This window comes from Streptomyces sp. NRRL S-37 (assembly GCF_000721605.1).
Classification (GTDB): domain Bacteria; phylum Actinomycetota; class Actinomycetes; order Streptomycetales; family Streptomycetaceae; genus Streptomyces.
The window spans coordinates 138,026-164,549 of record NZ_JOIZ01000013.1; the positions used below are offsets into that span (position 1 = coordinate 138,026).

Sequence of the window (26,524 nt, forward strand, 5' to 3'; positions counted from 1 at the left end):
GGGAAGCCGTGACGGAAAGGTGACGACCCGCCGGTCGGGCGGGTGCCGCCCCTCGCCTCGCGTGGCGCGGCAGTGTAGACATGGCACATGGTCCGACTCATGGGTCGCTCCCGGCCCCGGTCGTCCCTGCGGCCCGGTGCCGCGGCGTCCGTCCGGCGCCGGCGGGACGCAGACGGCCGCTCCCGGTGGCATCCGGCGGCGGGACTGCGGTCGGTGCTGAGCGGGCGCAGCGTCGCCGGACAGGTGTTCGTGCTGTACCTGGTGATCGTGCTGCTGCTGGTGGTGGCCGCCGTCGTGGCGCTGGTGCTCCAGGTGCGGCGGGACAGCACGCAGGAGGCCCGCAACCGCTCGCTCGCCGTCGCGGAGACCTTCGCGAACGCGCCGGGCCTGACCGAGGCGCTGGACTCCCCCGACCCCACGGCCGTGCTCCAGCCGCGTGCCGAGGCGGCCCGCGAACAGGCGAACGTCGACTTCATCGTCGTCATGAACACCGACGGCATCCGCTACACGCATCCCAGACCGGACCGCATCGGCGAGAAGTTCGTCGGCACCACCGGGCCCGCGCTGGCCGGCGAGCCGGTGGTGGAGGAGATCGAGGGCACCATCGGACAGCTGGTGCAGGCGGTGGTGCCGGTGGAGGACGCCGACGGCGAGGTGGTGGGCCTGGTGTCGGCCGGCATCACGACCGAGCACGTCGGCGGGGCCGCGGAGGACCAGCTTCCCCTCGTCCTGAGCGCGGCGCTCGCCGCGCTCGCCCTGGCGACCGGCGGCGCGGCCCTGGTGAGCAGACGGCTGCTGCGCCAGACCCATGGCCTGGGCCCGCGCGAGATGACCCGGATGTACGAACACCACGACGCGGTGCTGCACGCGGTGCGCGAAGGGGTGATCATCGTCGACGGGGACGGGACGCTCATGCTCGCCAACGACGAGGCGCGCCGGCTGCTCGGCCTGCCCGAGGACGCCGAGGGCCGGCCCGTACCGGACATCGGCCTGGACCCCGGCACCGCCGAGCTGCTGTCCTCGGGCCGCGTCGCCACGGACGAGGTGCACCTGGTGGCCGACCGGCTGCTGGCGGTCAACCAGCGTCCCACCGACCGGGCGGGCGGCCCGCCCGGCAGCGTGGCCACGGTCCGCGACTCCACCGAGCTGCGCGCCCTGTCCGGCCGGGCGGAGGAGTCACGCGAGCGGCTCAACATGCTGTACGACGCGGGAGTGGGCATCGGGACGAGCCTGGACGTCACCCGCACGGCCGAGGAGCTCGCCGAGCTGGCCGTGCCGCGGTTCGCCGACTTCGCCACGGTGGACCTGTTCGAGTCGGTGCTGGCCGGCGGCCACCCCGACGCGGCCGGCGTACTGCGCCGCGCGGCGTCGGCGGGAATCGGCGCGGACGCCCCGCTCTACGCCAAGGGCGCGCAGATCCGGTTCGTCGCGTCGTCCCCGCAGGGCGTCAGCCTCGCCACCGGCCGGCCGGTCCTGGAGCCCCGGCTCGTCGAGGCGCCCGGCTGGCACGCACAGGACGTGGAGCGCTCCGGGCAGGTCATGGAGTACGGCATCCATTCGCTGATCACCGTGCCGCTGCGGGCCGGGGCGCTGGTGCTCGGGGTGGTCAGCTTCTGGCGTTCGCGGAAGGCGGAGCCGTTCGACACCGAGGAGCTGGCGCTCGCGGAGGAGCTGGTCGCGCGGGCCGCGGTCTCCATCGACAACGCCCGCCGTTACACGCGTGAGCACAGCATGGCGGTGACGCTCCAGCGGAGTCTGCTGCCGCGCACCCTGCCCGAGCAGAACGCCCTGGAGATCGCCTACCGCTACCTTCCCGCGCAGGCCGGGGTGGGCGGGGACTGGTTCGACGTGCTGCCGCTGTCCGGTGCCCGGGTGGCGCTCGTGGTCGGCGACGTCGTCGGCCACGGCCTGCACGCGGCGGCCACGATGGGGCGGCTGCGCACGGCGGTGCACAACTTCTCCGCCCTCGACCTCCCGCCCGACGAGCTCCTGGCCCTGCTCGACGAGCTGGTCGGGCGCATCGACCAGGACGAGGCGCAGGACGAGCAGAGTGCGCCGGTGACGGGGGCGACCTGTCTGTACGCGGTCTACGACCCGGTCTCCCGGCGCTGCACCGTGGCCCGGGCGGGCCATCCGCCGCCGGCCGTGGTCCGCCCGGACGGCGGGGTGGAGTTCTGGGACGTGCCCGCCGGTCCCCCGCTGGGGCTGGGCGGTCTGCCGTTCGAGTCGGCCGAGCTGGAACTGCCGGAGGGCAGCCGGCTCGTCCTGTACACCGACGGGCTGGTCGAGGACCGCGGGCACGACATCGACGTCGGCCTGGAGCGGCTGCGCGAGGCGCTGTCCCGGTCCGGCGGCTCCCCCGAGGACACCTGCAGGGTCGTACTGGAGTCCCGGCGTCCGGCGCGGGCCGGTGACGACATCGCGCTGCTCGTGGCGCGGACGCGGGCGCTGCCCGCCGGCCGGATCGCCCAGTGGCCGGTGCCGCCGGACCCGGCGGCCGTCGGCGAGGTGCGGGCGGCGGTCACCCGGAAGCTGGCCGAGTGGGGGCTGGACGAGCTGACGTTCGGCACGGAGCTGATCCTGAGCGAGCTGGTCACCAACGCGCTCCGCCACGGCGGCACCCCCATCCAGGTGCGGATGCTGTACGACCGCAACCTGATCTGTGAGGTGTACGACAGCAGCAGCACCTCGCCCCATCTGCGGTACGCGGCCATGACGGACGAGGGTGGGCGCGGCCTGTTCCTGGTGGCCCAGCTCGCCGAACGCTGGGGCACCCGCTACCTTCCCGCCGGCAAGGTCATCTGGACGGAACAGCCCGTCCCGTAAGCCATAAGGATATGCGGGGAAACCTCATAAGAGAGGCTTATGAGCCCATAGACCGGACCCGCGTACCAGGTAAGGCATGCCTCAGTCTAGGCTTCCGACCGAGTCGCCTGTCATCGCTCGAAGGGAACCTGACCATGCCCCGCCCCCTGCGGGTAGCCATCGTCGGATCCGGCCCCGCCGGGATCTACGCCGCCGACGCCCTGCTCAAGTCCGACGTGGCCGCCGAACCGGGCGTGTCCATCGACATCTTCGAGCGGATGCCCGCGCCGTTCGGACTGATCCGGTACGGCGTCGCCCCCGACCACCCGCGGATCAAGGGCATCATCACGGCCCTGCACCAGGTGCTCGACAAGCCGCAGATCCGTCTGTTCGGCAACGTCGACTACGGCACCGACCTCCACCTCGACGATCTGCGCGCGTTCTACGACGGTGTGATCTTCGCCACCGGCGCCATGGCCGACCGTGCGCTGGACGTGCCGGGCATCGACCTCGACGGCTCCTACGGCGCCGCCGACTTCGTCTCCTGGTACGACGGCCACCCGGACGTGCCGCGCACCTGGCCCCTCGACGCCGAGAAGGTCGCCGTGCTCGGCGTCGGCAACGTCGCCCTCGACGTGGCCCGCATCCTGGCCAAGACGGCCGACGAGCTGCTGCCCACCGAGATCCCGGCGAACGTGTACGAGGGTCTGAAGGCCAACAAGGCGCTGGAGGTCCACGTCTTCGGCCGCCGCGGCCCGGCGCAGGCGAAGTTCAGCCCGATGGAGCTGCGGGAGCTGGACCACTCCCCCAACATCGAGGTGATCGTCGACCCCGAGGACATCGACTACGACGAGGGCTCGATCGCCACCCGGCGCGGCAACAAGCAGGCCGACATGGTCGCCAAGACCCTGGAGAACTGGGCGATCCGCGATGTCGGCGACCGTCCGCACAAGCTGTTCCTGCACTTCTTCGAGTCGCCCACCGAGATCCTCGGTGAGGACGGCAAGGTCGTCGGTCTGCGCACCGAGCGCACCGAACTCGACGGGACCGGCAACGTCAGGGGGACCGGCGAGTTCAAGGACTGGGACGTCAGCGCGGTCTACCGGGCGGTGGGCTACCTCTCCGACAAGCTCCCCAAGCTGCCGTGGGACCTCGGCTCCGGCACGGTCCCGGACGAGGGCGGCCGCGTCATCCAGGAGACCGGCGAGCACCTGGACTCCACGTACGTCACCGGCTGGATCCGGCGCGGTCCGGTGGGCCTGATCGGCCACACCAAGGGCGACGCCAACGAGACGGTGGGCAATCTGCTGGCGGACCACGCGGCCGGCCGGCTCCAGACCCCCGGCTCGCCCGCCCCGGAGGCCGTGGACGCGTTCCTCGCCGAGCGCGGCATCCGCTTCACCACCTGGGACGGCTGGTACCGCCTGGACGCCGCGGAGAAGGCGCTGGGCGAGCCGCAGGGCCGTGAGCGCGTGAAGATCGTGGAGCGCGAGGACATGCTCCGCGAGAGCGGCGCCTGACCCCCTGCCCCGCGAGGGCTCATCCCCCGTGCGCCCGTCCGGTCCGTTCCCCGGACCGGACGGGCGCACGTGTGTCAGTCCGGGAGGGCCAGGCGCTCCGTCTCGCCGGGCTGGAGGCGGACCGTGCGGTCCGGGAGGTGGACCTCGATCGGGGAGCGGCCGGAGGAGGGCACGGCGATCTCCAGCAGGCCGTGCTCCAGCCGCAGCCGGACACCCCAGTGGCCGTGGTAGCGCAGGGTGAAGCCGTAGGAGGAGAGTTCGGGCAGGGGTACCGGGTCGAGCCACAGGGCTCCGCCGCGGGTCTCCAGACCGGTCAGTCCGCGCTGCACCAGGTCGAGGGTGCCGGCCATGGCGCCGAGGTGGATGCCCTCCCCGGTGGTGCCGCCCTGGATGTCGGCGATGTCCGCCTGGAGGGCCTCCTGGCAGAACTTCCAGGCGTCCGCGCGCCGGGCGCGGGCCAGCACCCAGCCGTGGACCAGGCCGCTGAGGGTGGAGCCGTGGCTGGTGCGGTGCAGGTAGTGGTCGACCGTGCGCCGCCAGGTCCGTTCGTCCAGGATCGTCCCCAGTCTGCGGAAGATCCCCCGGAGTTCGGCGGGTGAGAAGAGGTAGCCCAGCATCAGGACGTCCGCCTGCTTGGAGGCCTGGTACCGGTTGACGGTGTCGCCCTCGGCCTCCAGCAGCCGGTCCAGGCGCCGGATGTCGCCGTAGCGGCGCCGGTAGCCCCGCCAGTCGAGTTCGGCGAGTTCCCCGTACCCCTCGAACTGGCTGATGACGCCGTGGTGGAGGGGGACGTGGAGGGTGCGGGAGACCTCCTCCCACTTCTCCAGTTCCCTCGCGTCCAGTCCGGTCCGCTCGGCGAGTTCGCGGCGGCGCGGCTCGGGCAGGCCGCGCAGCACGTCCAGGGTGCGGGCGAGCACCCAGGCGGCCGTGACATTCGTGTACGCGTTGTCGTCGAGGCCCGGTTCGGTGGCGTCCGGGTAGGCGTCGTGGTACTCGTCGGGGCCGACCACGCCCTTGATGCGGTAGCGGCCCAGACGGTCGTCGAAGGTGGCGGAGTCCGCCCAGAAGCGGGAGATGTTCAGCAGCATCTCGGCGCCCTTGGTGTGCAGGAACTCCTGGTCGCCGCTGGCCTCGCAGTACTGCCAGACGTTGTACGCGATCGCCGATCCGACGTGGTGCTGGAGGCGGGAGTGGTCGGGCAGCCAGCGGCCGGAGCGGGGGTTGAGGTGCAGCTGCTGGGTCTCCTCCCGGCCGTCGCTGCCGCTCTGCCAGGGGTACATCGCGCCGTGGCGCCCGGCGTCCCGGGCGGCGGTGCGGGCGCGCTCCAGACGCCGGTGGCGGTGGTGCAGCAGCGCGCGGGAGATCTCGGGGAAGTGCAGGTTGAGGTACGGCAGGACGAACAGCTCGTCCCAGAAGACGTGCCCCCGGTACGCCTCGCCGTGCAGTCCCCGCGCGGGGACCCCCACGTCCAGGTCCGCGGTGTGCGGGGAGAGGGTCTGCAGGACGTGGAAGAGGTGCAGCCGCAGGATGCGGCCCGCCTCACCGGGTACGTCCAGTTCGGCCCGGCGCCAGAGCTGGGCCCAGGCCGTCAGGTGCGGCGGGAGCAGTTCGTCGAAGCCGCCCGCCCGGACCACCCGGTCGACGGCGGCGTGCAGCGGGTCGCTGATCGCGGGGTCGCGGGAGGTGTGCAGGGCGACGATCTTGTCGACGGTGACGGTGTCCCCGGCGGCCAGGTCCAGCCGGGTGCTCTGCAGGGCGCGCGGGCGGTCGTGCCGGTTCGTGACGGGCGCGGGTGCCGTCAGCCGGGCGGCGAGCGCGATCCGGATGTCCGAGGTGCGGGTGCGGCAGCGCAGCCACACCGTGTCCGCGGAGGTCGTGCCGGTGAGCACATGGGTCAGATGACGGCCGTCCAGATCCCGGTAGCGTGGCACCCCGGCGTTGGTGACGTCGCCGTCGAGCGCCGCCTCGGTCTCCAGCGGCCCGGAGAAGCCCTCGGCGGTGAACTCGGTGCGCAGGCCCGCCAGATGGGGGTCGGCCATGTGGACGAAACGGTGCTGGCGCACCAGGAGCGTCCGTCCGGCCCCCAGGCCGTACCGCGTCCTGCGCTCCAGGAGTCCGGAGGACAGGTGCAGGGTCTCGCCGTGGTCGAGCACGGGGGCGGTGTCGGGGGTGAGCCAGGGCTCGCCGGGGAGCCGGAAGCGCAGCGGCAGCCAGTTGGGCAGGTTGACCATGTCCTCGTTCTCGACGTGCCGTCCGGCGACCTCGGAGACGAGCCGGTTGTAGACGCCGGCCGCGTACGTGCCCGGGTAGTGCACCTCGTCCGCGGAACACTCCGGCAGCGCGCCCCGGGTCGCGAAGTATCCGTTGCCCAGGGTGCACAGCGACTCCCGCAGACGCTCGTCGGCGGGGTCGTAGCCCTCGTGCTCCCAGGTCCAGCCCGTCACTGCGACGCTCCTCCCGCCGGCGGCCGCCGCCGCGGTGCCGCGCCGCGGCGGCCCGTCCCGGAGCGGTCACCGACGGTGGGACCCGCACCGGTCGTGGACGGACGGCCACCACGGCCGGCGACCGACCACCGGAGTACCCGCGGCGGACGCCCGGCACACCCGGACGGCCGTCGGCGGAAGGAGCATCACGGTGGCGGGCCGGGGGACACCGCCCCCGGAGCGGACGGTCCGGAGGACGGGCCCGAACCGCCTACCGCTCCCCCACCGGCACGCGCCACAGCAGTGTGGTGCCCCCGTCGGCGGAGCCGGTGATGCCGAACGTGCCGCCCAGCCGTTCCGCGCGTTCGGCCATGTTGCGCAGGCCGCTGCGGCGGCCCCCGGCCGGGACGCCCACGCCGTTGTCCGCGACCGTCAGCCGTACCTCGCGGCCGTCGGTCTCGAGCACCACCTCGGCGCGGTCGGCGCGGGCGTGCCGGGCGATGTTGGTCAGTGCCTCGGAGAGCACGGCCACCAGGTGGTCGGCGGCCTCCTTGGAGACGTGGGTGTCGATCAGGCCCTCCATCCGCACGCTCGGGGGGAAGCCCAGCACGGACGCGGCCTCGCCGACCACCCGTACGACGCGGGCCCGCAGGCCGGTTCCGCCCGCGCCCTCGTCGGCGGGCGAGCGCAGGCCGAAGATGGTCGACCGGATGATCTTGATGGTCTCGTCCAGGTCGTCCACGGCCCGCAGCACCCGCTCCGAGGCCTCCTTGTGCTCGATGAACCGGCCGGCGCTCTGCAGTGTCATACCGGTGGCGAACAGCCGCTGGATCGCCAGGTCGTGCAGGTCGCGGGCGATCCGGTCGCGGTCCTCGAGCACGGCGATCTGCTCGGCGTCCTGGCGGCGTTCCGCCAGCTCCATCGCCACGGCCGCCTGGGCGGCGAACCCCTGCAGCGGTTCGATCTCCTTCTCCGTGAACGCGTTGCGGCCTGCGGCCCGCACCAGCAGGACGATGCCCCGCACCCCCTCGCCCGACCCGATGGGCACGGCGACCGCCGGACCGAGGGCCGGGTACCGCTGGGGGCCCGGGAAGGTCCGGTCGTCATGCGCGATGTCCGCGCTGGTGACGGGGGCGGCACGGGTGAAGGCCCGGCCCAGCAGGCTGTCGTCGACGGGCAGGACGAGCCCGCGGTGGGTGTCCGCGCCCTGCCCGATGGCCAGCTCCACGGTCAGCGAGTCGGTGTCGGCCATGGGCACCGCGACCACGGCGAGGGCGGCCCCGGTGATCTCCCGGGCACGTTCCGCGATGAGCGCGAGCGCCGAGCCGCGTTCGCTGCCGGACATCAGGCCGTGGGTGATCTCGGCGTTGGCCCGCAGCCAGCGCTCGCGCAGCCGGGACTCCTCGTACAGGCGGGCGTTGTCGATGGCGACGCCGGCGGCGACCGCGAGGGTGGACAGGACCGACTCGTCCTCCTCGTCGAAGTGCGCCCCGCCCCGCTTCTCGGTCAGGTACAGATTGCCGAAGACCTGGTCGCGGACCCGGATGGGGACCCCGAGGAAGGTGTTCATCGGCGGGTGGTGGGCCGGGAACCCGTACGAGGCGGGATGGTCGGAGAGTTTCTCCACCCGCAGCGGCTCCGGATGGCGGATCAGCTCACCGAGGATGCCGTGGCCCTCGGGGTAGTGGCCGATGCGGGCGATCTCCTCCTCGCTGACCCCGACGGTGTGGAAGGCGGACAGCCGCTTGCCGTCCGGGCCGATCACGCCCAGCGCGGCGTACTGCGCGTCCACCAGCGCCGCCGCGGCCTCCACGATGCTGTGCAGCACCTGCTCCAGGTCGAGTTCCCGGCCGACCGAGAGGACGGCCTCCAGCAGGCTGTGCACCCGGTCGCGGGTGCCGCGGGCCGCGTCGATCCGCGCCTGGAGCTCCTCCAGCAGCTCGTCCAGCCTCAGCTGCGGTAGCCGTACGCGGGCGTCCTCGTCCCGTTCGGAGCCTGCCACCCGTGTGCCTCCCGTCCCTTCGTCCGACGCCGTGACCGGCGCACCCGGCCGGCGCCCCGGTAACGGTCCAGTAAAGGCGACGGTACGGCATGGGCCGGGCGGCCGGACCGGCGGGGACCGCGGGCGGGCGGGCGGCCCGCCGCGCCGGACGGGCCGGTCGGCCCTGTCCCCGGTCGCCCTCCGGGGCCGGAGGTCCCCTTCCGGTGGGACGACGGTCCCGAGTCACCCCCGGCGGACCCGTTACCCGGGGAAACAGGCATGCCGGGTTGCTATACAGGTGCTGCCGCCGGTCCGGATCCGCGGTCCAACCCGCTTTCCCCGTCCCGCCCCTGGGAGACTTCATGCTGTCCGAAGAGTCCGCCGCAGTACTGCGGGCCACCCTGCCCGCCGTGGCCGGGGCCCTCGACGAGATCACCACGCGTTTCTACGGCTCGATGTTCCGTGACCGGCCCGAACTGCTGGACGGCCTGTTCAACCGGGGCAACCAGGCCAGCGGCGCCCAGCGCCGGGCGCTCGCCGGGTCCATAGCCGGTTTCGCCCAAGCGCTGCTCGCCGACCCGGACACCCGCCCGGACGCCCTGCTGTCCCGGATCGCCCACAAGCACGTGGCGGTCGGGATCACCGACGACCAGTACACGATCGTGCACAAGTACCTGTTCGGCGCGATCGCCGAGGTGCTGGGCGACGCGGTGACGCCCGAGGTCGCCGCCGCCTGGGACGAGGTGTACTGGCTGATGGCCGGCGCCCTCATCGCGCAGGAGGCGCGCCTGTACCACGAGGCCGGTGTCGAGGCGGGCGGCATCTGGCGCCCGTGGACGGTGGTGGAGCGCCACGAGGAGACGGACGACGTGGTGTCGTTCCTGCTGCGCCCCGCCGACGGCGAGCCCGCCCCGCCGGCCCGCGCGGGCCAGTACGTCAGCGTGAAGGTGCTCATGCCCGACGGGGTGCACCAGCTCCGCCAGTACAGCCTGTCCTCGGACCCCGGGGACGAACTGCGCCGCATCACCGTCAAGCGGGTCGCCGGAGCGGACGGCGCACCGGACGGCGAGGTCTCCAACCTGCTGCACGAACGGACCGGCACCGGGGACGAGCTGATGCTGTCCGTACCCGCCGGCGACGTGGCGCTCGACGAGGCCGGCACCCCGCTGGTCCTGGTCTCGGCGGGCATCGGCTGCACCCCGATGCTGGGCATGCTCGCCCGGCTGGCCGCCACCGGCTCCACCCGGCGGGTGCTCGTCCTGCACGCCGACGGCTCGCCCGCCGAGCACGCGCTGCGCGCCGAGACCCGCGAGACCGTGAACGCGCTGACCGACGCGGAGGCGGTCTTCTGGTACGAGCGTCCCGGCCCGGAGGAGCCCGACGCCCGCGACGGCCTGATGGACCTCGCGGGGATCGACGTCCCGGCGGACGTGACGGTGTACCTGTGCGGCCCGCTGCCGTTCATGCGCGCCGTGCGCGGCGGGCTGCTCGACGCCGGGGTGCCCGCCCGCTCCATCCACTACGAGGTCTTCGGCCCCGACCTGTGGCTGCCGGATCAGACCTCGAGCTCGGACTCGATCCGGCGCAGCTGGTGCCGCGCCATGGCCAGGTTGGCCCGGCTGCCGTCGAGCACCAGGTACAGGAAGAGGCCGTTGCCGCCGCGCCCCTTGAGCAGGCGGATGAGGTGGTACTGGCTGTTCAGGGTGATCAGGATGTCCTCGATCTCCTCGTTCAGCCCCAGGTGTTCCATGGTGCGCAGCTTGGACCGCACGACGTCGGTGTTGCCGGCGGCGGCGACCTCCAGGTTGAAGTCCTTGCCGCCGCCCAGCGTGCCGAGGGCCATGCCGCTGGTGTAGTCGACGAGCGCGGCGGCCGTCGCGCCGTCGATGGAGCTGAGGCATTCCTTGAGCGAGGTCTCGGTGTTGGCCATGGGACGTGTCCTTTCGGTCGTGACAGGTGATTCGGGCCGGCCGCCGGGTCGTACGGAGGCGTCCGGCCGGGGGAAAGCCGGGAGTCAGCCGCCGGGCTGGGGCCGGGGCCGGTGGACGGGCCGCTGCGGGGTCCGTACCGGGAGGGTGCCGATGGGCCGGGCCGGGTCCGGCGCCGGCGCGGGGGTCTCCCGGGTCGTGAGCCGGTCGGCGTGCCGTCCTCCGCCCGGGCCGCTGTGGGTGTCCACCAGTTCCGCGATCCGGGCGCCGCTGCGCCGGCCCTCCAGGTGCAGCCGGCCCACGTTGACCCGGTCGTCGGCGAGGAGGGTGAGGACGGCGGTGGTGCCGGCCGCGTAGGTGGCGATATAGCCCTGGCTGCCGCGCACCAGGAGCTCGCGGAACTCGCCGCGGGCGGCGGCGTCCGCCATCCGGTACGCGACGCCGAGCGCGGCGGCGGTGAGCGCGGCCAGCCCCTCCGGTTCGGTCTCGGGGACGTCGTGGGCGAGGACGAGTCCGTCGACGGTGGCCGCGAGGGAGCCCGCCAGCTTGGGTATACGGGTGCGGAGCCGACGCAGTTCGTCCAGCACGTCGGTCTCGACGGCCATGAGCAGTCTCCTTTCGGCACGCTGTCGGCGCGCGCGGATCACAGTGCCTCCAAGGCGTCCAGGAGCCGTCTCAGCAGTGCTGTGTCGGGCTCGTCCCACGCCGCGCCGCCCGCGTCGGGGACGGCGTGGACGGGCGTGGCGGGCGGGGGCGGCGCGGGGGTGACCAGTCCGCCGGCGGCCAGGCGGCGCAGTTCGACGAGGGTGTGGAAGGTGCGGTGGGCGAGGGCCGCGGCGATCTGTGCGGCGGTGCGGGCGCCGTCGACCTGGGCGAGGGTGCGGGCGCGGCGGGGCGGCAGTTCGGCGGGGTCGGTGCCGGGCACGCGGGTGAGCGGGGCGGTGTCGACGGCCGGGTCGGGCCAGATGCGGTGCAGCAGGTCGCGGCGGCGCCGTGACTCGCCGAGCACGGCCGCCACGGGTACGGGGCGGACCGCGCCGAACCAGTGCGCGACTCCGGGGCGGAAGCGGAGCGCGGCGCAGTCGTGGGCGAGCGCGAAGTACGCCGCGTCGAACAGGGCGCCCAGATGGCACAGTTCCAGCGCGCCGGTGGTGAGGCGCCCGCTGTCGACCAGCTGGCGGCCGACGCGGTGCCGGGCCCCGGCCCGTTCGACGGCTTCCCACCAGCCGGCCGGGGCGACCGCGCCGCTGCGGGTGAGCAGGTCGCCGAGGTCGGGGCTGTACGCGGACTCGACGTGGACGACGCGTCCGGCCGAGAGGTAGAAGACCCCGGACTCCGTGGAGAGCGCCCCGGTGGCGTGGTCGGCCGCGAGGGTGCCGAGCAGTTCCGGTGCGGTTTCGCCGGTGCACGCCGCGGTCATCCGAGCACCAGCCGGTCCGCCATGTCGGCCAGCCGTATCCGGGCCAGGGCGAGGTTGCCGTCGGCGCGGTCGAGCCAGAGGTACAGGAACACCGTGCTGTCGAAGGTCGTGACGACGAAGCGCAGGAGGTGGTACGCGTCGGCGGTGGTGAGGATCAGGTCGTCGACGGGCGGTTCCCCGCCCGTCCCGGCCCCGCCGCCGTCGGTGGACGCGAGGGTGCCGCTCTCCATGGCCAGGCGGGCCAGTTCGGCGGTCTCCGCGGCCGTGGCCTCCACGTCCTCCCCGGGTGCCTCGCCCACCGCCCCCAGGGCGAGCCCGCTGATCCAGTCGACCACCAGGGCACCGCGCACCCCCGGCAGTCGCATGGCTTCCAGCAGGCTCTCGTCGATTCCGGGCACGCCGGATCCCCCTTCTCGCACGGCTGTACCGCGAACGTGACGTCGACGCTACGGTGTGTGCTCGACCGAGGTGAGAGCTTTGGCGTTTTCCTGGGGAATATGCGACAGGGGTGGTGCGCCGCTGGTAGGGTCCGGGCTTTTGCCGCCGGACCACCGCCGGGGCGGGGTGCGGGCGGGGCCGGCCCCGGTGCGGATGGCGGGCCGGCCCCGCCCGCGGCACCCATGATGGTCACGGTCCCGCCGCCGGGACCACGGGTGAACCGCTGTCACCGGGTGCGCGCCGCGCACACCCCGCGCACGACACGCCGACCGGCGGAACCCCGGCTCGGCCCTCCGTCCGGCCACGACGATACTGGCAGAAGCACGTGCCCCCGCTCACGACTGGACCCATGCCGACCTCCTCAGCCCACCCCGCCCTGCCTCCCACCGTCTGGCTGGCCCGCGGCCGCCACGCCGGTCCCACGCCCGACACGGCGATCCGGCACACCCTGCACTGGCTCAAGGCCGGCCGGGACATCGACGACTTCCTGGAACTCCCCGCACCGGACACCGCCCCCGACCTGGTGTTCGAAGCCCGGACGCGCGTCGCGGGCGAGGTCACCGTGCGCGCCCGGCTGTGCCTCGCGCCCGGCACGGACGCGGGCCGGGACTGGCTCCTGGTCGCCGAGGCGGAGCAGCCCTGGGACCCCTCCTGGCCGTCCCCGGCCGCCATGTTCTGGCCGTCGGATCCGGACCCGGAGTGGAACGCCGACCCGGTGACGGGAGCGCGGCCGGGCGTGATCAATCCGCTGCCCGAGGACGACAAGGACGTACGACGGCTGCTGCGCGCCTGCGTGCGCGACCCGTGGCACGTCCATGTCGTCGTCCATGAGGCGATGACCACGGACGAGCGCGGCCGGGTACCGCTCGCGCGCTGGCTGCCGCCGGGGCTGCGGGACCGGGTGGTGGAGCACCGGGCCGCTCCCCAGCAGTTGCGGGTGGCGAACTGGGCGCTGCGGGAGTTCGGCGTGGAGGTTCCGCGCGGGGGCGCGGTGGTGCTGCCCCGCAGCCCGGCGCCCGAGGGCTACGACGCCGGTGCCTTCGCCGTGCGCGCGGTGTTCCTGGACGGCACGGAACCGGTCGACCTCGTGGAGGCCGTGACCCGGTACGACGCGCTGCCGCGCGTACTGCCGGAGGGGGCACAGGAGGCGCTGACGGCGCTGCGGGAGGAGTGGCGTCTGCTGACGACGGAGGAGGAACTCGTCCGGGAGCGGGCGCTGGTGGCGATGTACGCCGAGGCGCTGGAGGCGATGACGAAGTCCCGGGATCTGTACCGGGAGGCGGCGGAGCGTGCACATGAGGCGTTGGCCGTGTACCGGGAATCCGCCGGGGTCCTGGGTGCGGGGGAGGCTCCCGCGCCTCGGGTGCCGTCTCCTCTGATCCGTACTCTGGAGCGCTTCAAGGTCGGCGGCAGGGCGCGTCGTCCCGCCCCCGCCTCCGGGGAGCCGGCGCCGGAGCACGCGCCGGACGACTAGGCGCTTCCGGTACGTCGTTCATGGGGTGCGCCGCGTCGGAGCGGGACGCGAGGTCACTCGGCGTGCTGCGGAGGGCCGGAAGAAGGAGGGCGATGTCCTCCACCGGCCGGTCCCGGTGGCGCGCGGCGCGCGGCGCCTCGTCCACGGCCCGCGGGTGGTCCGGCGGGCGCTCCAGCGCGGTGACGTCCTCCGGTGGCCGTTTCCGGGCGCCCCGTCCTTCACCGCCACTCGGTTGCGCCACCGGGGTGACCTGCGGCGATCCGGTGTTCCGCACGGAGCTCGCGGGGCATCGGACGTGTGCGCGCATGGCCGGTCCCGGCCGCCATACCGGCGTCGCGAGCGGGAATCCACTCAGTGCGGGCCGTGTCGCCGGTGAGACCGCGGCACGGGTCACGGGTCCCAGGAGGAGGGCGGTCCGTTGGAGAAGACCACCGTGGTGCTCGTCGTCGCCGCGGCCCTCGCGGCCGTGATGCTGGCCGGCGCCGTCGCCGTCCTGGTACGCCTGGTGCGCACGCGGCGTGAGTTGCGTCACGCCGGCCTGCCCACGGGGCCCCGCTGGGTGTTCTGGGGCGCGGTCCTCTACCTGGTGCTGCCGGCCGATCTGCTGCCCGATCCGGTCTGGCTGGACGACATGGGCGTTCTCCTGCTGGCCCTGCGCACCATGCGGGGTTCCTCCGGCGCCCGGGCCCCTGGAGCGCCCCTCCGGCGGGGCCGCGGGCGACCCGCCGATGATTACGCTCCGTGAGGAAACCAACCACCCGTTCGATTCGTATAAGTCTCTGGAAGCCAAAAGAAGTCGGCGGACCAAGCGACGGCGCACAGCGGGCCGTTGCCTGCTCGGCGCAGCACCGACGAGGGAGAGACGATGCAACCGTTCGCGCTCAACTACGCACGTCCGGCAGTGGAGTTGGCCGTTGCCACTCCGTACGCGTATGACTCCGGACTGCAGTTGAACGTATTCGGCGACGGGCGGATCGCAGCCTGTGATCACGCGCTGTTGCGCGAGCTGGGGACGACGACGTCCACCGCGGGCTCCAAGACCCACTTCGACGACTGAACGCGGACCGTAGACGATGACCGTGCTGATCCTCACCGGTGAGGAGGACGTGACCGCCGACATGGTGGTCGTCCATCTGAACGGCTCCGGTGTGCCGGTGGTGCGTCTCGACCCCGCCGATCTGACGGACGGTGTCTCGCTGTCCGGCGAGTACGTCCACGGCCGCTTCCGCGGCCATCTGTCCGCCGGCGGGCGACTGGTCAGCATCGGCGGGCTGCGGTCCGTGTGGGTGCGCCGGCCCGGCACGCCGGCCGGGCGCGCGCCGCAGCCGTCCGCGTGGCTGACCGAGGAGGCCTCGCAGGCGCTCTACGGCATGCTGCGCGGCTGTGACGCGCGCTGGATGAACCATCCGGACGCGGCCCGGCAGGCCCGCCACAAGCCGTGGCAGCTGCGGCTGGCCCAGCGCTGCGGCCTGCCCGTGCCGGCCACGCTGATCACCACGTTCCCGCGTGCCGCGCGGGAGTTCGCCGAGCGCTTCCCGGATCTGGTGGTCAAGCCGGTGTCGGGGTCGCATCCGCAGGACCCGCCGCGGGCGGTGCCGACCAGCAGGGTGGCGCCGGACACGGACTTCTCCGCGGTCGCGTTCGGGCCGACGCTGCTGCAGCGGCGGATCGCCAAGCGGGCCGACATCCGTCTCACCGCGGTGGGCGAGCGGCTGCTGGCGGCCCGCAAGACGACGCGGCCGGACGCGGATCCGGAGGAGGTGGACGTGCGTTTCGCCGCCCCCGGGTCGCCCTGGGAGCCGGTCGAGGTCCCGGCGCGCACCGCCGACGCCGTACGCGCGTATCTGCGCCGGTCCGAGCTGGCGTACGGCGCTTTCGACTTCGCCGAGGACGCCGACGGGACCTGGTGGTTCCTGGAGTGCAACCAGTCGGGGCAGTTCGGGTTCGTGGAGGTGGAGACGGGGCAGCCGATCGCCCGGAGCATCGCCGAGTGGCTGTCCCGCCCCCTTCCCGACGAACCCGCCGAGCTCGACGAGGCGGGCAGCACGGTGCGGTGAGGGGACCGTCACCGCGCGGGGCTCAGTGCGGCCGCGGCCCCGGCAGCAGGGCGGTGCGCTGCCAGCCGTTGCCCGGGGAGTGCGGCCGGTCGAGGCCGGGGGCGTAACCGGGGGACTGCAGGGGCCGCATGACCAGCTCCAGCTCCCTGCTCACGCGTTCGGCCTCGCGGCGTACCTGTGCGGGCACGTCGCCGCACTCCGCGATGAGTCGGTCGTAGATGGGGGAATCCTGGAACACCCGTCAACGTGCCTTTCTGCTCGTCGGCCCCGATGCGGGACGCGAGTGCAGAGTCTAGGCGGCCGACCATCCTCAAGGGGGAATTCCCCGGTACGACGGACCACGGAACGGGGATTACGGAAGTACGTCACACTCCGGGCATACCGGGCGATCAGGCACCCGTCGTGGAGCCGGGGCGGACGATCATCAGAACGGTGACGGCCGCCCACAGCAGGTTGAACACCCCGGTGAACATGGCGAGTCGCACCGTACCCTGCCGGTCGACGGGCCGGCCCTCGCCCAGCCGTTCGACGATCTCCTCCTGCCGGGGCAGCACGAAGGCGAGCAGGACCCCGGCGGCGGCCGCGGTGAGGCCGATCGAGGTGACGAGCCAGCCGTCGTCCAGGACGCCCATCGCCAGGGCGGTGGCGAGGCCGAGGACGGGCACCGCGATCCCCAGGCGGGCGTAGACCCCGCAGATACGGTGGAGCAGTGTGACGGTGGACACGTCCGCCGTGGCGGATCCGTCGGTCTCCGCCGGGACGGCGCGGCGCGCGGCCGGCGGGAACATGCTGGCCGCGACGGTGACGGGACCGACGGCGACGATGGCGGCCAGGACGTGGAGGGACAGCAGGAGCTTGGTCACCGGGACTCTTTCCATGTGTGATCGGCGGTGCCGGGCTCACGTTAGGAGCCCGCCGGGTGATCACCCAGAGGCTGGATCGACAGGTTCCGACGGGTTCCCGCCAACACCGCTCAGCTCGGCTCATGCCGCGTCACCTCCCCGTCGCCCCGGTTCCGGCGGGTGGCGGGAATCCGCCTATCGTGGCGGTCATGCACTCCGTGGCGATCCTGGTTCTCGATGGGGTGGTGCCGTTCGACATGGCGGCGCCCCTGCAGGTCTTCGACTGGACGCGGCTGCCCGACGGCCGCCGTCCCTACCGGGTCCGGCTGTGCGCCGAGCGGCCGGAGGTGCTCGCGGACGGCGGTTTCACCCTGCGCGTCGACCGCGGGCTCCAGGCGCTGGCGGACGCCGACACGATCATCGTCCCGGGCCGTGCCGAGGGCGCGCCCCCGCCCTCCCCCGCCGTGCTCGCGGCGCTGCGCGAGGCGGCCGCGGCGGGCACCCGGATCGCCTCGGTGTGCGTGGGCGCGTTCGTGCTGGCGGAGGCCGGGCTGCTGGACGGGCTGCGCGCCACCACGCACTGGGTGGCCGCCGGACAGCTCGCCCGCGCCTTCCCGGACGTCGACGTGCAGCCGGACGTGCTCTACGTCGACAACGGGCAGATCCTCACCTCGGCCGGCGCCGCCGCGGCGCTGGACATGTGCCTGCACATGATCCGCCGGGACCTGGGGTCGGCCGTGGCCGCGGACGCCGCCCGGATGTCGGTGATGCCGCTGGAACGGGAGGGCGGCCAGGCCCAGTTCATCGTGCACGAGCACCCGCCCGTGCCCCGTGGGTCGGATCTGGAACCGCTGCTGGACTGGATCGAGGACAACCTGACGCACGAGGTCACCCTCGGGGCGATGGCGGCGCGCGCCGGCATGAGCGAGCGCACCTTCAGCCGCCGGTTCCGTGAGCAGACGGGCACCACGCCGTTGCAGTGGCTGCTGCGGGCGCGGGTGCGGCGCGCGCAGTACCTGCTGGAGAACAGCGACCACACGGTCGAGCGGATCGCCCGGCAGGCCGGGTTCGGTTCGCCCACGGCGTTCCGCGAGCGGTTCCGCAAGGTCGTGGGCACGACGCCGTACGCGTACCGCTTGTCGTTCAACGGGCGGCGGGTGAAAGGGTGAGCGGGCCGGTGGCTCAGACGGCCAGGGGCAGGCCGCTCTCCCCGTCCGCCTCCAGGGTCCGGCCGGCCGCGGGCCGCGCCCGGTCGAGCAGGTCGTCCGCCAGCGCGATGGCGTCGCGGACGCGGGACGCCCCCGTCATCCCGCAGAGCGTGGCGCCGACCTCCTCCAGTTCGCGCGCCGCCGCCGACGAATACCGTTCCGCCTGGGCTATCCGCAGTGTCGCGTACCGCGTCAGCAGCCGTCTGACGACCTTCGGGTCCGGTCCGAGCACGAAGCGCCCCTCTCTGGTTTTCGCTGCGTATGCCCGGACCAGGCGGAAGCACTCATCCCATGTGCCCATGTGGCCACAATTGACCGAAACCACTCGCATCTTGACCGCGACGGTACGAAGCCAAGCGCCTTCCGCCCCCGCCGCCCCTTCCCGTCCCGTCCCCGGGGCCACGCCCCGGACCCCCTTCCGGTTCTGGCCACCCGAACGGGCCCGGACACGGCGAAGCGCCCGTCCCCCAAGGCCGCACGGGCCCGGTCGTGGCGGAGCCCGTCGGCCGGCGGTGGGTGCCGGGGTGGTCAGGCCGCCTGGCCGCTGTGCAGTGCCGTGTACGCCCCTCCCCGGCGCAGCAGGTCCTCGTGGGTGCCGATCTCCTGGATGCGGCCGTCCGCCATCACCACGATCCGGTCGGCGCCGCGCACGGTGGAGAGGCGGTGCGCCACGACGAACGTGGTGCGTCCGCGCAGCAGCCGGGCGAGGGCTTCCTGCACCAGCGCCTCCGAGCGGGTGTCGAGCGCCGAGGTCGCCTCGTCCAGGACCAGCACCTTCGGGTCCCGGATCAGCGCGCGGGCGATGGCGAGCCGCTGGCGCTGCCCGCCGGAGAGCCGGGCGCCGCGCTCCCCGACGAGGGTGTCGAGGCCCTGGGGCAGCCGGTCGACGAACTCCAGCGCGTTGGCGTCGCGCAGCGCGGCCCGTACCGTCTCCTCGTCGGCGTCGTCCATGCCGTAGGCGACGTTCTCCCGGACGGTGCCGTCGAACAGGATCGACTCCTGGGGCACCACGGACAGGAAGCGCCGGTAGGTGCGCAGGTCGAGGCCGTTCATGTCGGTGCCGTCGAGCAGCAGCCGGCCGGAGGTCGGACGGATGAAGCCGATGACCAGGTTGAGCACCGTGGACTTGCCCGCCCCGGAGGCGCCGACGAGCGCGACGGTCTCGCCCGGGGCGACGTCGAGGGTGAAGTCGCGCACGGCGGGGCGCCCGTCGCTCTCGTACGCGTGGCCGACGCCCTCGAAGGTGATCGCGCCGCGCACTCCGCCGACCTCCGCCTTGCCCTCGTTGTCCTCCAGTTCGGGGGCCTGGAGGACCTCGCCGACCGAGCGGACGGACTCCAGGCCCTTGGTGATGACCGGGGCCAGTCCCGCGAGCGTGGTGGTGGAGTTGGTGAGCGTGGTCAGGAAGGCGCTGAGCATCACCACGTCGCCGGCGGTGACGCCCCAGACGTCGTAGTACGAGATGAGGGCCGCGCCGGCCAGCACGCTCACGCCGACGACGTTGAGGACGACCCAGGCCAGCGAGCCGAACCGGCCGTTGACCAGGTCCAGCCGGTTCCCGGAGGTGAGCAGCCGGTTCAGGGTGCCGTTCATCCGGCGCAGCGCCTTGCCCTCCAGGCCGTGGGCGCGGGTGACGGGGATGAGCCGGGTCATCTCCGTGACCCGGGAGGACAGCGTCTCCACCTCGTGGCGGAAGTGCTCGTTGTGGGTGCGCAGTCTGGCCCGCAGCCTGGCGACGAGCAGGGCGGCGGCGGGCACGACGATCAGGAAGACGGGGAGGAACTCGGGGGTGCGGACCGCGATGATGACGAGTCCGCCGGTGAGGACGGTGAGCGCGCCGAGCCCGTTCTCCGCGGTCTGCTGCACCATCTGCTCGACGGTCTCCACGTCCCGGACGACCTTGGCCTGGAGCACGCCGGCGCTGACGCGGGAGTGGTAGCCGATGGAGAGCTGCTGCATGCGGGTGCACAGCGCGGAGCGCAGGGCGGTGCCCATGCGGCGGACGCTGCCGTACAGCAGCCGGACGTACAGCACGTGCAGCGGGTAGTTGACCAGCAGGATGAACATGATGACGCCGGTGCTGGTCCACAGCCGGGATATCGGCTGGTGCTGCACGACGGTGTCGATGATGGACGCGGTGATCAGCGGCAGCAGCCAGACCGGGCTGTGCTTGACCGTGAAGACGCCGACGGCGGCGGCGAGCCGGCCGCGGTCGGCGCGGAACAGATAGGCGAGGGTGCGGACCGGATGCTCGCCGCGGTAGCGGTGGTCGAGCGGTCTTTCCAGCGACGACGCCATGGGTGGTGGTCCTCCCCTGTGACTTTCTTCAGCAAGCGCTTTCTACACCCGTGCGCCAGGAGTGCACCAGGGCGCGCGGGTGCCCGCCCCGGCGTCCGGCGCCTGGGACGGGCGGGGTGCGGACTCAGCCGGCGTCCAGCTCCGCGATCTCCTCGGCCGTCAGGACGAGGTCGGCGGCGCCCGCCGAGTCACGGACCGACTCCGGCCGGCTCGCGCCCGGAATGGGGACGACGACCGGCGACCTGGCGAGCATCCACGCCAGGCACACCTGGTACGCGCTCACCCCGCGCGCCCGGGCGACCCGTGCGAACGGGGCGTGGGCCGAGGCGAGCTCACCGGCCCGGGCGATGCCGCCGAACGGGCTGTAGGGCAGGAACGCGATGCCGAGCTCGTCGCACAGGCGCAGCTCCGGCTCACTGGAGCGGAAGGCCGGGGAGAACTTGTTCTGCACGGAGACCAGCCGGCCGCCGAGGATCTCGCGGGCCTGCCGGATCTGCTCCGGGTCGGCGTTGGAGATGCCGGCCATGCGGATCTTCCCCTCGTCCAGCAGTTCGCGCAGCGCGCCGACGGACTCGGCGTAGGGGACGCGGGGGTCGGGCCGGTGGAACTGGTAGAGCCCGATGGCCTCCACGCCGAGCCGGCGCAGGGACGCCTCGCACGCCCGCTTCAGGTGCCCGGGGCTGCCGTCCTGGGTCCAGCTGCCGTCGCCGGGGCGCAGATGACCGCCCTTGGTGGCGACCAGGACGTCGCCGCCCCGGTCGTGGGAGGCGAGGGCCTTGGCGATCAGGGTCTCGTTGTGGCCGGTCTCGCCGGCGTGCAGGTGATAGGAGTCCGCGGTGTCGATCAGGGTGACGCCGGCGTCCAGCGCGGCGTGCAGGGTGGCCAGGGAGCGGGTCTCGTCCGGGCGCCCCTCGATCGACATGGGCATGGCACCCAGGCCGACGGCGCCGACCTCGACATCACCGATACGGCGGGTGTGCATGTGACCTCTTCCGGCTGTCGTCTCACGGTCTCGGAAAGCGCGTACCAGCCTGGTCCCCGCACGGTCCGAAATCCAATAGAAGAAAGCGAACGCATTCAGCGGCCGGGGCACTGAATCGGGGCCCCGCCCTCGGCACCGCCGCCGCGCGGGTGCCGGTGCCCGGCGTTACGCTGCGCGCAGCCGGCTCTTCGCGGACGTTCCGGGAGGTAATCATGACCTCGCTCCTCAACCCGTATCTCAGCTTCGACGGGAACGCGCGGCACGCGCTGGAGTTCTACAAGGAGGTCTTCGGCGGCCGGCTGCGGCTCAACACGTACGGCGACTTCGGCCGGCCCGGAACCGACAACGCCGACAAGATCATGCACGGCATGCTGACGAGCGCGGCCGGCTTCACCCTCATGGGCGCCGACATGCCGCCGGGCATGACGTACACCCCGGGGAACAACTTCGCCGTGAGCGTCAGCGGCGAGGACGAGACCGAACTGCGCGGCTACTGGGAGAAGCTGTCCGACGGCGGCTCGGTGGCCGTACCGCTGGAGAAGCAGATGTGGGGGGACGTGTTCGGGATGTGCACGGACCGCTTCGGCATCCCCTGGATGGTCAACATCAACCAGCCCGCGGACTGAGCCCCGCGCCTCGTGGCGAGCGGCCGTTGACAGGACGTTCCGGCGGGGACCACCGTACCGACCGGAGCGTGCCGGCGGGGCGCGCCGGGACACCGGCCGGGCGGCGGTCGCCGCACCGGGAGAGGCGGCGGGATGCGGATCGGACTGCTCGGCACCGGACCCTGGGCGCGGGCGGCCCACGCCCCCGCGCTGAGCGGGCACCCGGACCTCGAACTCGCCGGGGTGTGGGGCCGCCGGCCCGAGGCCGCCGAGGAGCTGGCCGCTCTGCACGGTACCCGGGCGTACGACGACGTCGACGCGCTCTTCGCCGACGTGGACGCCGTCGCCGTCGCGCTGCCGCCCGCGGTGCAGGCGGAGCTGGCGGTGCGCGCGGCGCGGGCCGGGTGCCACCTGCTGCTCGACAAGCCGCTCGCGCCGACCGTCGCGCAGGGACGCGCGGTGGTCGGGGCGGCCGAGGAGGCGGGGGTCGCGTCCGTGGTCTTCTTCACCACCCGCTTCCAGCCGGAACCGGAGGCGTGGATCGCCGAACAGGCGCGCGTGGGCGGCTGGTTCACCGGGCGCGCGCAGTGGCTCGGGGCGGTGTTCACCTCCGACGGCGATCCCTTCGCCGCCTCCGCGTGGCGACGGGAGAAGGGCGCCCTGTGGGACGTCGGCCCGCACGCCCTGTCCGTCCTGCTCCCGGTGCTCGGCGCACCGCGGCGGGTGACCGCGGCGGCGTACGGTCCCGGCGACACCGTCCACCTGGTCCTCGACCACGCGGGCGGCGCGTCGAGCAGCCTCACCCTGAGCCTGACCGCTCCCCCGGCCGCGGCCGGCGCCATGGTCGAGCTCCGGGGCACGGCGGGCGTCACCTTCCTCCCGGAGGCCTCCGAGGGCGCGGTGCCGGCGCTCACCCGGGCCGCGGACGCCCTCCTCACCGCGGCCGGTACCGGCACCCCCCATCCCTGCGACGCGGCGTTCGCGCTCCGGGTGACGGAGATCCTGGCCGCGGCGGAGGCGCGGCTGGACGGCGGGGCCCGCTGACGGCAGACCCCTGCCGGACGGCTGCGCAACGGAGCGCTCCCGACGCACTCCGTGGCTTTCGGCCCCGGCCGGCTTAAGCGGCCCTTAAAGACCGGTTAAGTGATCGTGGGGCCCTCGCCAGTTCCCTGCGTAACCGCAGGTCAGAGCGATTTCATGGACAAGTCGGACCATTGGCGGGGGCCGCGGCCGTCCCTACCATCGGTGGCACGCGCCGCTCCCGACGTACCGCCTGAGAGCGCTCTCTCCAGGTCTCCTCCCCCACGTCGGCGGGCCGGCGCGGTCAGGAACCCGCACGAGCACCCTGGAGATCCCCCACATGAGCCCCCGTCATCAGCGCAACCTCGGCCGCCGCAAGGTCCTCTTCGCCCTCGGCGGAGCCGCCGTGGCCATCCCCGCGGCGGCGGTGATCGCCCCGTACGCCCTCGCGGACCAGTCCGGCGGGCAGAAGGCCGGTACGGCGGCGGCGGGGGCCCTGCCGCTGACGATCGTCAACAACAGCGGTTCCTTCGGCAACGCGAGCGTGCACCTCTACATCGTGGGCAACGTGGACGGCCGTCAGGTCAGGGTCACCCCGGAGGGCACCGTCGCCCCGGTCGCCGCCTCCGACAACGGCCCCGACGGCTTCACCGACTACGCGATCGACCTGGCCGGCAGCGGCGAGACCAAACTGTCCCTGCCGTACATGTCCGGCCGGATCTACGTCTCCCTCGGCGCGAAGCTCAAGTTCAAGGTCGTCACGGACGGCAACGGCAACGCGGCGCTGCAGTACCCGGCCGGCTGGGTCACCTCCGACCCCAACTACGGCGTGCTGCACGACTGCGCCGAGTTCACGTACAACTCCTCGGGCATGTTCTGCAACACGACCATGGTCGACATGTTCAGCGTGCCGATGGGCATCCGGCTCACCGGCGCCAAGGACCAGACGACGGGCACCGTCCGCGAGGGCGGGCGCGCAGCGGCGTTCGCCGCCGTCAAGCGGGTGGAGGCGTTCTCCCGGCTCGTCGTGGACGACACCCGGATCATCGCCCCCGGCCACGGTCTGGACGCCGGGCTGTTCGCCAAGGACTACTTCGCCCCGTACATCGACGAGGTGTGGAGCACCTACACCGGCCGGGACCTCAAGGTCACCACCAACGCCGGCACCTTCACCGGCCGGGTGCGCGGCGAGCGGTTCACCTTCGACGGGCCCGCCCAGGTCTCCTTCGGCAAGCCCTCCACGCGGGACGTCCTCTTCTGCGACGGCGCCCTCGCCGCCCCCAACGACGGCACGACCGGCCCGGTCGCCGCCGTGCTGGGCGCCGGCTTCAACCGCTCGACGCTGCTCAGCCACCCCGACCAGCCGACGGCCGACGCCTCGGTCTTCTACCGGACCGAGCTCACCAACCACTACTCCAAGGCGATCCACACGGCCACCGAGGACGGCAAGGCGTACGGCTTCGCCTTCGACGACGTGGCCGACTTCGCCTCGTACATCCAGGACACGGCGCCCACGGGCCTGCGGCTGACGCTCTCGCCCTTCTAGGCGGCTCGGGGAGCAGGTTTCCCGCGGGCCGGGGAAGGTACCCCGGCAGCCAGGAGGAGCGGCCCTTCACCGCGGTGCCGCGAGCGTTCCGGATGCACGGCGGGCTCCCGCGTTGAATGGTGGACATCGGACCCGATGACAGCACCGGGGCCGCTCCAGCGATCCGGACCCGAGGAGCCAGAAGATGTCGACGTCCCAGCCCGACGCGTCCCAGCCCGAAGCGTCCCGGCGGTCCGCGGACCGCGCTACCCCGGACAGCCTGCTCCATGCCCGCACCGGCACCGATGTGTCGGCGGAGGACATCGTCCTCGCCTCGGGCAAGGACCTCACCCCGCACAACCTCGAGTGGGCCAGGCGGAAGCTGGACGAGGAGGGACCCGCCGCCCTGGACAAGATGCTGCCCTGAACCCGCGTACGTCCGTGCGCGGACAGGCACGCCGTCGCCGGCCCGGTGCGCTCGCGCACCGGGCCGGCGACGGCGTGCCTGGGTCAGGTTCTGTCCCGGTCCTCCGGGAGCACCGTCCCGTCCTCCACGACGTGCATCGCGGCCTCCTCCGCCCCGGCCGCCCCCGCGTCGACGCCGACGTCCTCGGCGACGGACTCCTTGGTGGTGTCCGTGCGGACCCCCTCGTCCGGGGCGACCAGGCGTCCGGCGCGGCCGGTGCCCGCCTCCGGGTCGACCGGCTCGCCCTCGCCGCCGGGGAGGTCGCCCACCGCGTCCCCGACGGGCTCGGACGCCTCCGGCACCTCCTGGGCCAGCCGCTGGTCGAGGCTCTCCCCGTCGTGCTGCTCCGCGGCCGTGGTGCCGTGCTTGGTCACGCCGAGCGGTTTCTCCGGCGGGGAGTAGCCCTCGTCGAGGGTGTCGTCGTAGGTCCGTTCGTCGAGGGCGTCCTGCATGTCGAGCGGTGCGGCGTCCTCCTGCTCCTCGTTGCCCCCGGTGGGCTGGTAGGCGTCGTCCCCCATCGGCTCGGTGCCCATGGTTTCCTCCCTGTCGTGCTGCGTCGGCGCGTTCGCCTCGGTGTCAGATCCGCGTTTCCCGTGACGCGATCTCTAACCTCGGTGCGTGTGATGACAGGAAGGGTCCCCGCGAGGAATCAGAGGGGCGCGTTCGGGCCGTCCGGGCGGGAGCGACGCCGTTCGACCACGTCGAGGCTCAGCCGTCGGATCCCGGTCTCGCCGAGCCGTTCGTAGCCGTCCTCGGTGATGACCGACACGACCGGGAAGATACGGCGGGAGAGATCGGGGCCGCCGGTCGCCGAGTCGTCCTCGGCGGCGTCGTAGAGGGCCTCCAGGGCGGCCAGGACGGCCTCGTCGCGGGACATGCCGGGCCGGTGGAGCTTCTTGAGGGCGCCCCTGGCGTACGGGGATCCGGAGCCCTCCGCGTGGAAGCCGTACTTCTCGTAGCGGCCGCCGGCGACGTCGTAGGAGAAGATCCGGCCCCGTCCTCCTGCGGGCGCGGTGGTGTCGTAGCCGGCGAGCAGCGGGACAACGGCCAGGCCCTGCATGGCCTGGGCGAGGTTCTGGCGGATCATGGCGGCGAGCCGGGTCGCCTTGGCGTCGAGGGTCATCGGGACGCCCTCGATCTTCTCGAAGTGGGCGAGTTCGACCTGGTAGAGCCGCATCATGTCGAGGGCGGTCCCCACGGAGCCGGCGATCGCGACGGCGGTGTGGTCGTCGGCGGGCAGTACCTTCTCCAGGTCGCGCTGGGCGATCAGGTTGCCCATGGTGGCCCTGCGGTCACCGGCGACCAGTACGCCGTCGGCGTAGGTGAGGGCGAGGATCGTGGTGCCGTGCGGGACCTCCTCGGCACGAATGCCCTCGGGGAGGGCGGGCGTGCTCAGCAGTTCGGGGCGGTGGGCCGCCAGGAACTTGGTGAAGGACGAGCCGCCCGGGGTGAAGAACTCCTCCCCCAGCCGCCCTTCGTGATCGCTCCGCGTCATGCCGCCTCCCCCTCGTCGCCTCTTCGCGCACCGACAG

At 73.3% G+C, this 26,524-nt stretch carries 24 protein-coding genes and 1 pseudogene; 12 read left to right on the forward strand and 13 right to left on the reverse strand.

What is annotated here, in order from left to right; genetic code table 11:
* Nucleotides 1-87 precede the first annotated feature (87 nt).
* Nucleotides 88-2,826, forward strand: coding sequence for a SpoIIE family protein phosphatase/ATP-binding protein (locus IH50_RS0119645; RefSeq protein ID WP_199822107.1), 2,739 nt, complete (start codon nt 88-90; stop codon nt 2,824-2,826).
* Between the two features lie 134 nt (nt 2,827-2,960).
* Entirely contained in the window at nt 2,961-4,325 is a 1,365-nt protein-coding gene (locus tag IH50_RS0119650; protein WP_030863612.1) for an FAD-dependent oxidoreductase, read from the forward strand.
* A 74-nt stretch (nt 4,326-4,399) separates the two neighbouring features.
* On the opposite strand, the gene IH50_RS0119655 is transcribed toward IH50_RS0119650, so the two are convergent.
* Nucleotides 4,400-6,769 carry a glycoside hydrolase family 65 protein gene (locus IH50_RS0119655; protein WP_030863615.1) on the reverse strand — a complete coding sequence of 790 codons (2,370 nt, stop codon included), beginning with the start codon at nt 6,767-6,769 and terminating at the stop codon, nt 4,400-4,402.
* A gap of 250 nt (nt 6,770-7,019) precedes the next feature.
* Nucleotides 7,020-8,750: a GAF domain-containing sensor histidine kinase gene (locus IH50_RS0119660; RefSeq protein WP_030863618.1), complete on the reverse strand. Its 1,731-nt coding sequence runs from the start codon at nt 8,748-8,750 to the stop codon at nt 7,020-7,022.
* 341 nt (nt 8,751-9,091) lie between these two features.
* Between IH50_RS0119660 and IH50_RS0119665 the strand changes: the two are divergent.
* Nucleotides 9,092-10,279: pseudogene (locus IH50_RS0119665) on the forward strand (globin domain-containing protein); the annotation flags it as partial.
* A 5-nt stretch (nt 10,280-10,284) separates the two neighbouring features.
* Here the strand turns inward: IH50_RS0119665 and IH50_RS39930 are convergent.
* The 4 genes from IH50_RS39930 to IH50_RS0119680 form a co-directional block, all read right to left on the reverse strand.
* A complete protein-coding gene (locus IH50_RS39930; protein ID WP_078914037.1) occupies nt 10,285-10,659 on the reverse strand; it encodes a hypothetical protein in 375 nt (124 codons plus the stop codon).
* Between the two features lie 84 nt (nt 10,660-10,743).
* Entirely contained in the window at nt 10,744-11,262 is a 519-nt protein-coding gene (locus IH50_RS0119670; RefSeq protein ID WP_030863626.1) for a roadblock/LC7 domain-containing protein, read from the reverse strand.
* A 38-nt stretch (nt 11,263-11,300) separates the two neighbouring features.
* On the reverse strand, nt 11,301-12,077 hold the full coding sequence (locus IH50_RS0119675) for a hypothetical protein (protein WP_030863628.1): 777 nt from the start codon (nt 12,075-12,077) through the stop codon (nt 11,301-11,303).
* Nucleotides 12,074-12,475, reverse strand: a complete 402-nt coding sequence (locus tag IH50_RS0119680) for a hypothetical protein (RefSeq protein ID WP_030863631.1) — start codon at nt 12,473-12,475, stop codon at nt 12,074-12,076. The genes IH50_RS0119675 and IH50_RS0119680 overlap by 4 nt, the downstream gene beginning before the upstream one ends.
* Before the next feature lie 389 nt (nt 12,476-12,864).
* Here IH50_RS0119680 and IH50_RS0119685 point away from each other — a divergent pair, with 389 nt between their 5' ends.
* The 4 genes from IH50_RS0119685 (at nt 12,865) to tgmB (ending at nt 16,046) form a co-directional block, all read left to right on the forward strand.
* Entirely contained in the window at nt 12,865-13,989 is a 1,125-nt protein-coding gene (locus IH50_RS0119685; RefSeq protein ID WP_030863636.1) for a hypothetical protein, read from the forward strand.
* Nucleotides 13,990-14,407: 418 nt separating this feature from the next.
* On the forward strand, nt 14,408-14,734 hold the full coding sequence (locus IH50_RS0119690) for a YkvA family protein (protein ID WP_030863638.1): 327 nt from the start codon (nt 14,408-14,410) through the stop codon (nt 14,732-14,734).
* A 120-nt stretch (nt 14,735-14,854) separates the two neighbouring features.
* A complete protein-coding gene (gene tgmA / locus IH50_RS0119695; RefSeq protein ID WP_030863642.1) occupies nt 14,855-15,046 on the forward strand; it encodes a putative ATP-grasp-modified RiPP in 192 nt (63 codons plus the stop codon).
* 16 nt (nt 15,047-15,062) lie between these two features.
* Nucleotides 15,063-16,046, forward strand: coding sequence for an ATP-grasp ribosomal peptide maturase (gene tgmB / locus IH50_RS0119700; RefSeq protein ID WP_030863644.1), 984 nt, complete (start codon nt 15,063-15,065; stop codon nt 16,044-16,046).
* 22 nt (nt 16,047-16,068) lie between these two features.
* Here tgmB and IH50_RS0119705 read toward each other — a convergent pair whose 3' ends face one another.
* On the reverse strand, nt 16,069-16,284 hold the full coding sequence (locus IH50_RS0119705; protein WP_030863645.1) for a hypothetical protein: 216 nt from the start codon (nt 16,282-16,284) through the stop codon (nt 16,069-16,071).
* A 151-nt stretch (nt 16,285-16,435) separates the two neighbouring features.
* The gene (locus tag IH50_RS0119710) at nt 16,436-16,909 is read right to left on the reverse strand and encodes a DUF2269 family protein (RefSeq protein WP_030863648.1); all 474 of its coding nucleotides are present in this window, start codon (nt 16,907-16,909) and stop codon (nt 16,436-16,438) included.
* Nucleotides 16,910-17,097: 188 nt separating this feature from the next.
* Here IH50_RS0119710 and IH50_RS0119715 point away from each other — a divergent pair, with 188 nt between their 5' ends.
* Complete coding sequence (locus IH50_RS0119715) at nt 17,098-18,057, forward strand: GlxA family transcriptional regulator (RefSeq protein ID WP_037872596.1); 960 nt, start codon at nt 17,098-17,100, stop codon at nt 18,055-18,057.
* 13 nt (nt 18,058-18,070) lie between these two features.
* Here the strand turns inward: IH50_RS0119715 and IH50_RS0119720 are convergent, their stop codons facing one another.
* The 3 genes from IH50_RS0119720 to IH50_RS0119730 form a co-directional block, all read right to left on the reverse strand.
* Nucleotides 18,071-18,328, reverse strand: coding sequence for a DUF5133 domain-containing protein (locus tag IH50_RS0119720; RefSeq protein WP_030863653.1), 258 nt, complete (start codon nt 18,326-18,328; stop codon nt 18,071-18,073).
* Nucleotides 18,329-18,624: 296 nt separating this feature from the next.
* The gene (locus IH50_RS0119725; RefSeq protein ID WP_030863655.1) at nt 18,625-20,394 is read right to left on the reverse strand and encodes an ABC transporter ATP-binding protein; all 1,770 of its coding nucleotides are present in this window, start codon (nt 20,392-20,394) and stop codon (nt 18,625-18,627) included.
* 124 nt (nt 20,395-20,518) lie between these two features.
* Nucleotides 20,519-21,376 carry an aldo/keto reductase gene (locus IH50_RS0119730; protein WP_030863657.1) on the reverse strand — a complete coding sequence of 286 codons (858 nt, stop codon included), beginning with the start codon at nt 21,374-21,376 and terminating at the stop codon, nt 20,519-20,521.
* A gap of 212 nt (nt 21,377-21,588) precedes the next feature.
* Here IH50_RS0119730 and IH50_RS0119735 point away from each other — a divergent pair, with 212 nt between their 5' ends.
* From IH50_RS0119735 to IH50_RS0119750, 4 genes are all read left to right on the forward strand, one after another.
* The gene (locus tag IH50_RS0119735; protein ID WP_030863659.1) at nt 21,589-22,002 is read left to right on the forward strand and encodes a VOC family protein; all 414 of its coding nucleotides are present in this window, start codon (nt 21,589-21,591) and stop codon (nt 22,000-22,002) included.
* 132 nt (nt 22,003-22,134) lie between these two features.
* Nucleotides 22,135-23,025 carry a Gfo/Idh/MocA family protein gene (locus IH50_RS0119740; RefSeq protein ID WP_030863661.1) on the forward strand — a complete coding sequence of 297 codons (891 nt, stop codon included), beginning with the start codon at nt 22,135-22,137 and terminating at the stop codon, nt 23,023-23,025.
* 316 nt (nt 23,026-23,341) lie between these two features.
* Entirely contained in the window at nt 23,342-24,547 is a 1,206-nt protein-coding gene (locus IH50_RS0119745; RefSeq protein WP_030863663.1) for a glycoside hydrolase family 64 protein, read from the forward strand.
* Between the two features lie 184 nt (nt 24,548-24,731).
* Nucleotides 24,732-24,953 (forward strand): hypothetical protein, encoded by a 222-nt coding sequence (locus tag IH50_RS0119750; protein ID WP_030863665.1) that lies wholly within the window; start codon nt 24,732-24,734, stop codon nt 24,951-24,953.
* Nucleotides 24,954-25,036: 83 nt separating this feature from the next.
* On the opposite strand, the gene IH50_RS0119755 is transcribed toward IH50_RS0119750, so the two are convergent.
* On the reverse strand, nt 25,037-25,525 hold the full coding sequence (locus tag IH50_RS0119755; protein WP_030863672.1) for a DUF5709 domain-containing protein: 489 nt from the start codon (nt 25,523-25,525) through the stop codon (nt 25,037-25,039).
* Nucleotides 25,526-25,641: 116 nt separating this feature from the next.
* Nucleotides 25,642-26,487 carry a proteasome subunit beta gene (gene prcB, locus IH50_RS0119760; protein ID WP_030863679.1) on the reverse strand — a complete coding sequence of 282 codons (846 nt, stop codon included), beginning with the start codon at nt 26,485-26,487 and terminating at the stop codon, nt 25,642-25,644.
* Nucleotides 26,488-26,524: the final 37 nt, after the last annotated feature.